The organism is Micromonospora sp. DT231 (genome assembly GCF_049847025.1).
Lineage (GTDB): Bacteria > Actinomycetota > Actinomycetes > Mycobacteriales > Micromonosporaceae > Micromonospora.
Genome location: NZ_JBNCNO010000001.1, coordinates 530,507 through 542,951, shown reverse-complemented (window position 1 = coordinate 542,951; position 12,445 = coordinate 530,507). Strand labels below are relative to the sequence as shown.

Sequence of the window (12,445 nt, the reverse complement as noted above, 5' to 3'; positions counted from 1 at the left end):
GCCGCACCGTCGGCGGGGCCCGGTCCGTGTCCGGGATCAGGACTCGGCAAGCTCGCGTCGCAGGGTGGCGCGCAGGGTCCGCACCTCCGGGGCGTCCAGTTCGCCGCACCTGTCGAGCGCCCGCTCGCGCAGCAGGCGGGCGTCGGCGGCCCGGCCCGGAGCCGAGCCGGCCAGCGCCGCGAGCGCGGACAGGGTCTGTGCCTCCCACCACGGGCAGGACAGCGCGGCATACAGGGCCAGCGCCGCCCGCAGCGCCTCGGCCGCCGCGTCGACCTCGCCCAACGCCTGAAGCGCGAGCCCGTACCGGTGGATGGCGACGGCCTCGCTGAACGTCGCGCCGGACCGGTTGAACACCTGCCGGGCGCGGGCGTACTCGTCGGCGGCGGCCCGCCACCGGCCCAACCCGGCCAGGTCCGCGCCGAGACTCATCATCGCGCCGGCCCGGGCCACCGCCGCGCCGGTACGGCTGAGACCGTTGCCCTGGGCGTAGAACGCCAGCACGTCGCGGTGCAACTCGGCCGCTTCGGAGAACCGGCCGAGTGCGGCCAGCGCTCCGCCCAGCACGCTCGCCGCGCTGTGCTCGCCGAGGGCGTACCCGATCTCGCGGAACAGGCTCATGGCCCGGCGGGCACTCTCGACGGCCGACCGGCCGCGGCCGATGCGGATCAGGATGGCGGCGGTGTAGGCGAGCGCCCACGCCTCCTCCCGGCGGTCCCCGATCCGGCGGGCCAGTTCCAGCGCCCGGGCCAGGGCGGCCAGCCCGTCGGTGTTGCGGTCCCGGCAGAAGTACCGGGCCCAGCCCAGGAAGTTCAACAGGACGGCCTCGTCGCGCGGGCTACCGGCAGCCCGGGCCGCGGCCACTCCCAGCGAGAAGATCTCGTCCCAGGAGTGCCGGTGGCTGTTGGCGTCCGAGTACCAGTGCAGAGCCCTGGTGACCGCGACCACGTCCGCGTGCCGGCCACTCCGGGCCGCGTCGCGCAGCGCCGCCAGCCAGTTGCCGGACTCCCGATCCAACCAGTACGCCGCCGCCCGGTCGTCGTCGAACGGGGAGTCGACCCGACGGGCGACCGGTTCGAACATCAGGCCGGCCTCCCGGGTACGCCGCAGCAGCCAGCCGACCATCTGCTCGTGCGCCGCCGTCCGGCTGGCCTGCTGTTCCTCGGCGTCGAGGCGTTCCTGGGCGTAGAGCCGGACCAGGTCGTGGAACTGGTACCGGTCCCCCATGGTCAGGAGGACGCTGGCCTCGACCAACTCCTCCAGGGCCGCCGCCGCGGTCTCCTCGTCGGTGCCGGCCACGGCGGCGACCAGCGCGGGTTCGAAGTCGGTGCCGGGAATCAGCGAGGCCCGCCGGAACACCCGCGCGGTCGTCGGGTCCAGTTGCCGGTAGGAGACCTCGAACGCGGAGCGGACGCCCAGGTCCCCAGCGGTCAGCACGGTCAGCCGCTGACGCTGGTCGCGGAGCAGGTCCACCAGCCAGCCGACCGACCACTGCGGACGGCTGGCGAGGCGGTTGCCGGCGATCCGGACGGCCAGCGGCAGCCGGCCGCAGAGTTTGACGATGTGGTCGGCCGCGGCCGGCTCGGCGGCGATCCGGTCGGCACCGACGATCGCCTCGAGCAGCAGTCGACCGGCCGTCGGGGCGAGCAGGTCGAGCGGCAGGCGGACCGCGCCGGCGAGACCCGTCAGTGGACGCCGGGAGGTGACCAGCGCGAGGCATCCCCGCCCGGCCGGCAGCAGTGGGCGTATCTGTGCCTCGCTTGCCGCGTTGTCCAGAACCACAAGCAGCGGCCGGTCCCGGGTGAGGGTGCGGAACAGACCACCCCGCTCGGCCGGCGACACCGGCACCCGGCTGTCCGGCACCCCGAGCGACCGCAGCAATCCGGCCAACGCCTCGGACGGGTCGATCGGGCCGTCCGGCGAGGCGCCCTGCAGGTCGACGAAGAGCTGACCGCCGGCGAAGGCCGAGCTGAGCCGATGTCCAGCGGCGACGGCGAGGCTGGTCTTGCCGATCCCCGGCGGCCCGTGCAGCACCACCACCGAGGCGGTGTCCGGCCGTCCCACGGTGACGTCGGCGGCCAGCGCCGAGAGCCGTTCCAGGATCTCCCCGCGGCCGGCCAGGTCCGGAACGGCGGCGGGCAGTTCCCCGGGTACGACCACCGCCGGGCGGCCGTGCGGCACCGACAGGCGATCGCGCGGCACCTCCGCGCGGTCGCCCGGCACCGTGACGCGATCCTCCGGCACCTCCGCGTGATCGCCCGGCACCGTGACGCGATCCTCCGGCACCTCCGCGCAGTGGTCAGGCACCGCCGCGCGGTCCTCCGGCACCGTCACGCGATCCTCCGGCACCTTCACGCGATCCTCCGGCACCTCCGCGTGGTCCTCCGGTACCGCCGCTCGGTCGTGCGGCTGCCGCTCGACCCGGGCCAGGGCGACGAAATGGTCGCGGTCCGCCCCGGCCAGCCGCAGGGCGTCGGCGAGCAGAACCACAGTCCGTCGTTGCGGGCTGCGCACCCGGCCGCGCTCCATCTCCCGGATGCCACGGACACTGGAACCGGCCGCTTCGGCAAGCTCCTCCTGGGTCAGCCGCCGCTCCAGGCGGAGGGTCCTGAGGAGACCTCCGAAATGGTCACGCCGCACCTGACTCTTGGGCATGCTCCCCCACCCACCCAGCGCCCGCACTTACGTAACGTGCATCGATGGTCGCATGTACGTGACGAGTTGCGGCCCGCTGTGCACCGAGTGTGAGTATCACCATGGCGAATCCGGCGGTCCTCGCCCACGCTGTCGTCTGGTCGATCCGACCGGCCCAGTCGGCCCTGTCGCCGCGCCCCCGGGCGCGAGGAAGCCTCCCGCCCGGGGGTGGCCCTGCCGGACTGACCCGTACCGACGAGCCCGGGCGACTGACGCCTGCCGTCAGGTGATGGCGGGACTGCGGCGTTCCAGCAGGACGACGTCACGCCAGCGGCCGTGGTGGCGACCGACCCGCTCGCGTACGCCGACGACCCGGAACCCGGCCCGCCGGTGCAGCGTCAGGCTGGCGGCGTTCTCCGGGAAGATCCCGGACTGGATCGTCCAGATGCCGGCGGCCTCGGTGGAGGCGACGAGCGCCTCCAACAGCAGCCGGGCGACGCCGCGGCCCTGGGCGGCTGGATCCACATAGACGGAGTGCTCGACCACACCGGCGTAGACCGCGCGGGTCGAGGTCGGCGAGACGGCGATCCAGCCGAGAACGGTGCCGTCGGGGTCGACGGCCACGAACCGGTGCCCGGTCAACCGGGTCGCGTCGAATGCCGCCCAGGTCGGCGCGGTGGTCTCGAAGCTGGCGTTGCCGGCATCGAGGCCGGCCTGGTAGATCGCCAGCACCCGGTCGGCGTCGGCGGCAGTCATGGAACGCACGGTGATGTCAGCCATCAGCAGGTTCCCTCCAGATCAGAGGCTGTCTGCACGTAAACCTAGGCCCGTCACCCAAGAGACGCCCCACCCACGGAGCAGGGGCCGCCGGAGTCAGCGCGTTCCCGCGTAGACGGCGCGGTCGCCCAACTCCTCCTCGATGCGGATGAGCTGGTTGTACTTGGCGGTGCGGTCGGAGCGCGACAGCGAGCCGGTCTTGATCTGGCCGCAGCCGACGCCCACGGCCAGGTCGGCGATCGTGGTGTCCTCGGTCTCGCCGGAGCGGTGCGACATCACCACCCGGTAGCCCGCCTTGTGGGCGGCGTCCACCGTCGCGAGGGTCTCGGTGAGCGTGCCGATCTGGTTGACCTTGACCAGGATCGCGTTTGCGTAACCGCCCTCGATCCCGTCACGCAGGCGGTCGACGTCGGTGCAGAAGACGTCGTCGCCGACCAACTGCACCCGCTCCCCCGCCAGCGCGGTCAGCCGCTTCCACCCGGCGATGTCGTCCTCGGCCATCGGGTCCTCGACCGAGCTGATCGGGTACCGGGAGACCAGGTCGAGCAGGTAGTCGACGTGCTCCTCGACGGTGCGCCGCCGCCCCTCGCCGACGTAGTCGTAGACGCCGTCGGTGAAGAACTCCGAGCTGGCCGGGTCGAGGCAGATCGTCAGGTCGGCGCCGGGCTCGTAGCCGGCGTCCTCGATCGCGCGCAGCACGAAACGCAGCGCCTCGTCGGCGTCGGTGAAGGTCGGCGCGAAGCCGCCCTCGTCACCGACGTTCGTGCTGTGCCCGGCCGCCGCCAGGGACCTCCGGAGGGTGTGGAAGACCTCCGCGCCCATCCGGACCGCCTCGGCGAACGTCCGCGCCCCGACCGGAGCGATCATGAATTCCTGGAAGTCCAGCGGGTTGTCGGCGTGCGCGCCGCCGTTGATGATGTTCATCATCGGCACCGGCAGCAGCCGGGCCCCCACCCCGCCGACGTAGCGGTACAGCGGCTGCCGGTGCGCCGATGCCGCCGCCTTTGCCGCCGCCAGGGACACCGCGAGGATCGCGTTGGCGCCGAGTCGACTCTTGTCCGTCGAACCGTCAAGAGCGATCATCGTCTCGTCGACGAACGCCTGGTCCTCCGCGTCGAGCCCGATCACCGCGTCGGCGATCGCACCGTTCACGGCGGCGACCGCCGTCGTGACGCCCCTGCCGTGAAAGCGCGTGTGATCCCCGTCGCGCAGCTCGACAGCCTCGTTCGCTCCCGTCGACGCCCCGGAGGGCACGGCCGCGCGCCCGCTCGAACCGTCGGTGAGCACCACGTCGGCCTCCACGGTCGGGTTGCCCCTGCTGTCGAGGATCTGCCGACCCCGTACCCGGCTGATTGCCGTCATCACACACTCCCTGCTCAGGATGCCTTTTCATCGCCAGACTGGCAGGAAACGGCCGTCCTGGCACCGCGATGATCGACACGTTGACCCGTACCCCGGGGTACGGGTTTAGGGTCGCGGGATGCGGGTGGGTGAACTGGCACGACGGACCGGGACGACGGTCCGGGCCCTGCGATACTACGAGTCGGCCGGGCTGGTCGTGCCCCGACGGCTGGGCAACGGCTATCGGGAGTACGACCCGATCGCGGTGCGCCTGGTGGCCCAGATCCGCGAGTTGATGGCGCTCGGCCTCACCGTCGAGGAGACCCGCCCGTTCGTCGAGTCGATCGCCGGTGGCGCCGACGACGCCGACGTGTGCGCGGCGGCGGTGGCCACGTACCGCAGCACCATCACCGGCCTGCAGGAGCGGATCGGCAGGTTGACCGCCCAGCGGGACGCACTGGACGCGCGTCTCGACGCGGCCGCGACCCAGGTCGTCCCCGGCGGTGACACGGTCGGCGCCGACCCCGCCACGCTGGTTGGGACCCGCCTGCCGCAGCTGTCCTTCTACGGCACCGACGGCCGACCTGTCGATCTCGGCGCGCTCGGCGTCGGACGCAGCGTCATCTTCGTGTACCCCCTGACCGGGCGGCCGGGCGTCGATCTGCCCAACGGTCTGCTGGAGGTCCATGGCGCCCGGGGCAGCACCGAGCAGGCCGCGTGGTTCCGCGACCACCACGCGGAACTCCGCGCGGCCGGCGCGGCGCGGGTGTACGGCCTGTCCGCGCAGTCGACCGGTTACCAGCGGGAACTCGCCCACCGGCTGCGGCTGCCCTACCCGCTGATCCCCGACCCGCGGCTGACCCTGGCCGCCGCGCTGCGGCTGCCGACGCGCACCGCGGGGGACATGACGCTCTACGAGCGGTTGACCCTGATCATCGCCGACGGCGAGGTGGAACACGTCTTCCACCCGATTCCGGACCCGGCGTCGCACCCGCTGCACGTGATGCGGTGGCTCACCAAGCGACGCCAGGCCCCGGGATCGGTCGCCGCCGCTGCCTAGCAGTCGTCGTCGAACTCGCCGCCCCTTCCCCGCGATCTTGCACTTCCTGTCGCGACATAAGAGAGCATTGCGCGCATATCGACAACAGAAAGTGCAAGATCGGCGCGGACGGGGCGCGTGGGCTTCCTAGAAGTCGTCGTCGAAGGCGACGGTGCCGGCCACCCCGACCTGGTACGCCGACACCCGCCGCTCGAAGAAGTTGGACAGCTCCTGCACGTCCTGCAACTCCATGAACGCGAACGGGTTGCTCGACCCGTAGTGCGGGGCGATGCCGAGCTGGGCCAGGCGGCGGTCGGCGACGTGCTGGAGATACTCCCGCATGTCGGCCAACGTCAGGCCGGGCACCCCGTGGCCCACCAGGTCCTCGGCGAACTGCACCTCACACTCGACGGCCTCGGCGAGCATCTGCCGCACCTGGTCGGCGAGGTCGTCGTCGAACAGGTCCGGTTCCTCGGCGCGGACGGTGTCGACGACGTCGAAGGCGAACGCCATGTGCATCGACTCGTCGCGGAACACCCAGTTGGTGCCGGAGGCGAGGCCGTGCAGCAGGCCGCGGGAGCGCAGGAAGTAGACGTACGCGAACGCGCCGTAGAAGAACAGCCCCTCGATGCAGGCGGCGAAGCAGATCAGGTTGAGCAGGAACGTCCGGCGGTCGTCCCGGGTCCGCAGCTCTCGCAGGTCGCCCAGGGAGTCGATCCAGCGGAAGCAGAACTCGGCCTTACGGCGGATCGAGGGGATGTTCTCGATGGCGGCGAACGCCTCGAAGCGTTCGGCCTCGTCCGGCACGTACGTGTCGAGCAGGTTGAGGTAGAACTGGACGTGCACGGCCTCCTCGAAGAGCTGCCGGGACAGGTAGAGGCGACCCTCGGGGCTGTTGACGTGCTGGTAGAGGTTGAGCACCAGGTTGTTGGCGACGATGGTGTCGCCGGTGGCGAAGAACGCCACCAGCCGGCTGACCAGGTGCCGCTCGGCCGGCGACAGCTTGTCCAGGTCGGCGAGGTCGGCGTGCAGGTCGACCTCCTCGACGGTCCAGGTGTTGCGGATGGCGTCGCGGAACCTGTCGAAGAAGTGTGGGTAGCGCATCGGGCGGAGGGTGAGGTCCATCCCGGGGTCGAGCAGCATGTGCGTGGTCCTCGTGTCGGTGGTGGCGGTGGTGGCGTCGGCGGGGGTCACTGGCAGGCCTCGCACGACTCGGGGTTCTCCAGCGAGCAGGCCAGCGCCTCCGCGTCGGCCACCACCGGCGCGAGCACCGCGACGGTGGCCTGCTGGATCCGGGTGGCGGGGCGGGAGCGCAGGTAGTACGTGGACTTCAGCCCGGCCTTCCAGGCGTACAGGTACATCGAGGAGAGCTTGCCGATTGTCGGTGCGGCCAGGAACAGGTTCAGCGACTGGGACTGGTCGATGAACGGGGCCCGGGCGGCGGCCAGGTCGATCAGAGCACGCTGCGGCAGTTCCCAGGCGGTGCGGAACAACTCCCGGACGCCGGCCGGCAGCTCGGCGATGTCCTGCACCGACCCCTCCGCCCGCTTGATCGCCGACCGGATCCGCTCGGTCCACAGGCCGCGGGCCTTCAGCTCGCGGACCAGCGCGGTGTTGACCTGGAGGAACTCCCCCGACAGGGTCTCGCGCTTGAAGAGGTTGGACACCTGCGGCTCGATGCACTCGTAGCACCCGGCGATCGACGCGATCGTCGCGGTCGGGGCGACCGCCACCAGCAGCGAGTTGCGCAGCCCGTCCGCCTGGACCCGCTGGCGCAACGCGTCCCACCTGGCGGTCTGCGTGCCCTGGACGCCCCACAGGTCGGGCTGCAACTGGCCGCGCGCGGCGCGGGTCTGCGCGTACGCCGGGTGCGCGCCGAAGCGACGCGCCAGGTCGGCGGAGGTCTCCAGCGCGGTCAGGTACAGCTCCTCGCTGATCCGGGTGGACAGCTCCCGGGCGGCCGGTGAGTCGAACGGCAGCCGCAGCGCGAAGAAGACGTCCTGGAGACCCATCAGCCCGAGCCCGACCGGCCGCCAGCGGGGGTTGCTCGCCGCCGCCTGCGCGGTCGGGTAGTAGTTGATGTCGATGACCCGGTCGAGGAAGGTGACGGCGGTACGGACCGTGGCGCGCAGCCGCTCCCAGTCGATGCCACCGTCGGTGAGGTGCGCGGCGAGGTTCACCGAGCCGAGGTTGCACACGGCGGTCTCGGCGTCACTGGACACCTCGATGATCTCGGTGCAGAGGTTGGACAGGTGCACCACGTTGCCGTCTTCGGCGGTCTGGTTGCAGAGCCGGTTGGCGGCGTCCTTGAACGTCATCCACCCGTTGCCGGTCTGGGCCAGGGTGCGCATCATCTTCCCGTACAGCTCCCGCGCCGGGACCTGCCGCACGTGGCGGCCCTGCGCCTCGGCCTGGCGGTACGCGGCGTCGAACCGCTCCCCCCACAGGTCGGGCAGCTCGGGCGCCTCGTGCGGGTCGAACAGCGACCACATCTCGTCGGCCTCGACCCGGCGCATGAACTCGTCCGGGACCCAGTTGGCCAGGTTGAGGTTGTGGGTGCGCCGGGCGTCCTCGCCGGTGTTGTCCCGCAGTTGCAGGAACTCCTCGATGTCCGGGTGCCACGGCTCCAGGTAGACGCAGGCCGCGCCCTTGCGCCGGCCGCCCTGGTTGACGGCGGCGACGCTCGCGTCCAGCGTGCGCAGCCACGGCACGATCCCGTTGGACTGCCCGTTGGTGCCGCGGATCAGCGCGCCCCGGGAGCGAACCCGGGAGTACGCGATGCCGATGCCGCCGGCGAACTTGGACAGGTTGGCGACCTGGGCGTAGCGCTGGTAGATCGAGTCCAGCTCGTCGCGTGGGGAGTCGACCAGATAGCAGGAGGACATCTGGGTGTGCCGGGTGCCGGAGTTGAACAACGTCGGTGAGCTGGGCAGATAGGCCAGGCTGGACATGAGTCGGTAGAAGTCGACGGCCTCGTCCGGCGTCTGGGACAGCCCGCAGGCCACCCGCAGCAGCCAGTACTGCGGGGTCTCCAGCACCAGGCGGCTGGTCGGGTGGCGCAGCAGGTACCTGTCGTACACCGTGCGCAGGCCGAAGTACTCGAACCGCCGGTCACCGTCCGGATCGACGGCGTCGTCGAGCATCGGGGCGTGCGCGGCGACGAACGCGGCGGTGTCGTCGCCGATCAGGCCCTCGGCGTGGCCGATCCGGATCGCCGTGCTGAACGAGGTCACGCCCTGCCGACGGACCTCCTTGCCGACGTAGCTGGAGAGCAGCCGGGCGGCGAGGCGGGAGTACTGCGGTTCCTCGCCGATCATCTCGGCCGCGGTCTGGATGGAGAGCCGGTCCAGCTCGGCAGTCGTCGCGCCGTCGTACAGGCCGCTGATCGTGCGGGTGGCGACCCGCATGGGGTCGACGTCGGTCAGGTCGTCGGCCCACCGCTCGACCGCCCGGACGATCTTGTTGACGTCCACGGATTCGGTGGCGCCGTTGCGCTTGCGGACCTGCATCGGCGTCCGCCGTACGGCCGGGTCGCCGACTGCCGGGACTACCTCGGTGACTGTCACCACTCACTCCTCGCGAGTTCGAGACCTGATGGCCCCTCGAACGCGTGGAGACAGACACCGGCGGACGCCACGCCGGGACGGCGTGGGTCAGGTGGCGTCGGCCGTCCCACGCGGCCTCGGACCGCCGCTCACCCGGGTGTGGGTACGCGGCGCGCTGGCAGGTCTTCGGACTCGTGGGCACGACCGGGTTGGCCGGTCTCCTACTGGCCGTCGCTTCCCAGGCCGATTCGTGGCCCAGTGCTCATGACGGCTGTCGTTCCCACTCACCGCTGCGGGACAGTCCCGGATTTCCACCGGGTTCCCTCTTGCCTCGACCGCTCGGGCTGAGCGGTCGAACCAGCTGCGCTCGACACCATATATAGGGACGCTGCCGTTGTCACACCCCACATGTCGGTCTCGGGCGTGTCGACGGCGACGCCCGTGATGGTCGTCACCGGCCACGCCTACCGGGCCGGGTCCCGTCGACGCGCGGCCGGCGAACGCCCGCGCGGCACGCGGCAGGCCGAGCGGGTGTCGACATTCGGAAAGGTGTGATGTATTAAGTCTTTAGATGTAAAGACCCCTACCCATACTCGACGGTCAATGCAACTTTCCGGAGTGGACATCCAATCTTCCGGACCACTATCCACTTCTCGCGTCACCGTCCCCATCGCTCTCGGGGCGCCTCCGCAGCCCGCGGCGTCGCCGGCAGTCAGGGCGTCTACCAGCGCGACACAGACCGCCATCGCCCCGGCCGGGGCCTGCGGACCAGGCACGTCGACCGCGCCGACGGCACGTCGACGAATCGGCGGCGCGGGAAAAACATTAGATGTCTTCGATTCCCGGGTGATCGACGTCGTTGACGCGTCGGATTGACCCTCCGTATACTCCCAGAGATCATCTGATCTTTAGCCTAACCGGGCGAGGAGCGCATGCCGCAGATCACCGCCGTCACCGTCGAGGACGTCCGCTTCCCCACCTCCCTGACCGCTGACGGCTCCGACGCCATGAACAAGGACGGCGACTACTCGGCGGCCTATGTCGTCCTGCACACCGACGGCGTCGACAGCACCGGTGCGCCACTCGCGGGCCACGGTCTGACCTTCACCATCGGCCGGGGCAACGACATCGTCGTCGCGGCGGCCGTCCACCAGGCACAGCGTCTCGTGGGCGTGGACGTCGCGACGATGGCGTCGGACATGGGCGCGGTCTACCGCCTGCTCACCTCCGACTCGCAACTGCGGTGGCTCGGCCCGGAGAAGGGCGTCGTCCACCTGTCGCTGGCCGCCGTGCTGAACGCGTCGTGGGACCTGGTCGCCCGGGTCGCCGGCAAGCCGCTGTGGCGGCTGCTCGTCGACATGTCCCCCGAGGAACTCGTCGACATCGCGGACCTGCGCTACCTGTCCGACGCGCTGACCCGGGACGAGGCGCTGGCCATCCTGCGCGCCAAGGAGGGCACGAAGGCGGCCCGTCTCGCCGAGCTCGACCGGACGGGCTACCCCGCCTACACCACCTCGGCCGGCTGGCTCGGCTACGGCGACGACAAGCTGCGCCGGCTGTGCCAGGAGGCGGTGGACACCGGCTACGGCTACGTCAAGCTGAAGGTGGGCGCCAACCTCGAGGACGACATCCGCCGGTGCGGCATCGCCCGGGAGATCCTCGGCCCGGACCGCAACCTGATGATCGACGCCAACCAGGTGTGGGACGTCGGTCAGGCCATCGAGTGGGTCAAGGCCCTCGCCCAGTTCGAGCCACTATGGATCGAGGAGCCGACCAGCCCCGACGACATCCTGGGCCACGCCGCCGTCCGCCGCGCCGTCGCTCCGATCGGAGTCGCCACCGGCGAGCACTGCCACAACCGGGTGATGTTCAAGCAGTTGTTCCAGGCCGAGGCCATCGACTTCTGCCAACTGGACACCGGCAGGTTGGCAAGCATCAACGAGATCGTCGCCGTGCTGCTGCTCGCCGCGAAGTTCGACATCCCCGTGTGCCCCCACGCCGGCGGTGTCGGGCTGTGCGAGATGGTCCAGCACGTGTCGGTGCTCGACTACGTCGCGATCTCCGGAGATCTCACCAACCGGGTGACCGAGTTCGTCGACCACCTGCACGAGCACTTCACCGACCCGTGCATCATCCAGGACACCGGCTCGGGCAGCGGTTACGTCCTGCCCCGCCAGCCCGGCTACTCCACCCGGATGCGCCAGGAGTCGGTCGAGCTCTACCGGTTCCCCGACGGCGGCTACTGGGCGACGACAGACCCGACTACGGTGTCTTCTCCGGAGTCGTACGTGATCGCGGGTGGGACGGCCACGCCCGCCGGCCGCTAGGGGGATGTCATGTCGCGCACCGACGAGGTGGTGAACGGCATCAAGCGGATGATCCTCGAAGGGCACTTCAAGCCCGGGGACCGCCTGCCCATCGAGAAGGACCTCGCCGAGTCGCTCGGCGTCTCGCGGGGCTCGCTGCGCGAGGGGATGTCGGCTCTGTCGATCCTCGGCATCGTCAACATCCGCCAGGGTGACGGCACCTACGTCACGAACCTCGACGCGCCGCAGCTGCTGGCCCCGATGGGCTTCGTGGTCGACTTCCAGGGCCAGGGCGACGCACGGCACGTCCACATCGTCCGGCGGCTGCTGGAGTGCGAGGCCGCCCGGCTGGCGGCGACCAGGATCACCGACGAGGCCCTCGCCCAGGCGGGGGTGCTCCTCGACGAGGCCGCGCGGATCGCCGGTCGGTCGCCGCAGGAGCACGAACGGATCATGGAGATCGACATCGCGTTCCACCGGATCATCGCGGTGCACGCCGACAATCCGGTGCTCGTCGGTCTGATCGAGGCGTTCGCCGGGCGCACGCTGCGCGGGCGGCTCTGGCGGAGCCTGCACGAGGAGGGCGCGGACCGGCGTACCCACGACGAGCACGTCGCGATCCTGAAGGCCCTCGTGGCCCGGGACCCGGAACGCGCCCGGATCCGGATGGCCAACCACCTGATCGGGGTGGAGGAATCGCTGCACGGGCAACCCGACGACGGTGAGGCAAACGTCGAGCCGGCGCGGTTCTGAACAACCACTCCGGCGTACGGCGACCCGCTACGCACCCGCCCGCGGCCCGGCGG

8 protein-coding genes and 1 riboswitch are annotated in these 12,445 nt (G+C 71.0%); of the genes, 3 read left to right on the top strand and 5 right to left on the bottom strand.

Annotated features, from left to right (window positions below; all coding sequences use genetic code 11):
* Positions 1-36 precede the first annotated feature (36 nt).
* The 3 genes from ACPXBU_RS02245 to eno form a co-directional block, all read right to left on the bottom strand.
* Positions 37-2,652, bottom strand: a complete 2,616-nt coding sequence (locus ACPXBU_RS02245; protein ID WP_425756008.1) for an ATP-binding protein — start codon at positions 2,650-2,652, stop codon at positions 37-39.
* 261 nt (positions 2,653-2,913) lie between these two features.
* Positions 2,914-3,411, bottom strand: a complete 498-nt coding sequence (locus ACPXBU_RS02240) for a GNAT family N-acetyltransferase (protein ID WP_425756006.1) — start codon at positions 3,409-3,411, stop codon at positions 2,914-2,916.
* Positions 3,412-3,504: 93 nt separating this feature from the next.
* Complete coding sequence (gene eno, locus ACPXBU_RS02235) at positions 3,505-4,770, bottom strand: phosphopyruvate hydratase (protein ID WP_425756004.1); 1,266 nt, start codon at positions 4,768-4,770, stop codon at positions 3,505-3,507.
* A 118-nt stretch (positions 4,771-4,888) separates the two neighbouring features.
* Here eno and ACPXBU_RS02230 point away from each other — a divergent pair, with 118 nt between their 5' ends.
* A complete protein-coding gene (locus ACPXBU_RS02230) occupies positions 4,889-5,809 on the top strand; it encodes a MerR family transcriptional regulator (RefSeq protein WP_425756002.1) in 921 nt (306 codons plus the stop codon).
* 126 nt (positions 5,810-5,935) lie between these two features.
* On the opposite strand, the gene ACPXBU_RS02225 is transcribed toward ACPXBU_RS02230, so the two are convergent.
* Positions 5,936-6,931, bottom strand: a complete 996-nt coding sequence (locus ACPXBU_RS02225; protein ID WP_393369115.1) for a ribonucleotide-diphosphate reductase subunit beta — start codon at positions 6,929-6,931, stop codon at positions 5,936-5,938.
* A gap of 47 nt (positions 6,932-6,978) precedes the next feature.
* Positions 6,979-9,297 (bottom strand): ribonucleoside-diphosphate reductase subunit alpha, encoded by a 2,319-nt coding sequence (locus ACPXBU_RS02220; protein WP_425756681.1) that lies wholly within the window; start codon positions 9,295-9,297, stop codon positions 6,979-6,981.
* 196 nt (positions 9,298-9,493) lie between these two features.
* A riboswitch (cobalamin riboswitch) is annotated at positions 9,494-9,710 on the bottom strand.
* Positions 9,711-10,265: 555 nt separating this feature from the next.
* Between ACPXBU_RS02220 and ACPXBU_RS02215 the strand changes: the two genes are divergently transcribed.
* The gene (locus ACPXBU_RS02215; protein WP_393368701.1) at positions 10,266-11,660 is read left to right on the top strand and encodes an L-fuconate dehydratase; all 1,395 of its coding nucleotides are present in this window, start codon (positions 10,266-10,268) and stop codon (positions 11,658-11,660) included.
* Positions 11,661-11,669: 9 nt separating this feature from the next.
* Positions 11,670-12,392, top strand: a complete 723-nt coding sequence (locus ACPXBU_RS02210) for a FadR/GntR family transcriptional regulator (RefSeq protein ID WP_393368698.1) — start codon at positions 11,670-11,672, stop codon at positions 12,390-12,392.
* The last annotated feature ends 53 nt before the right edge of the window (positions 12,393-12,445 follow it).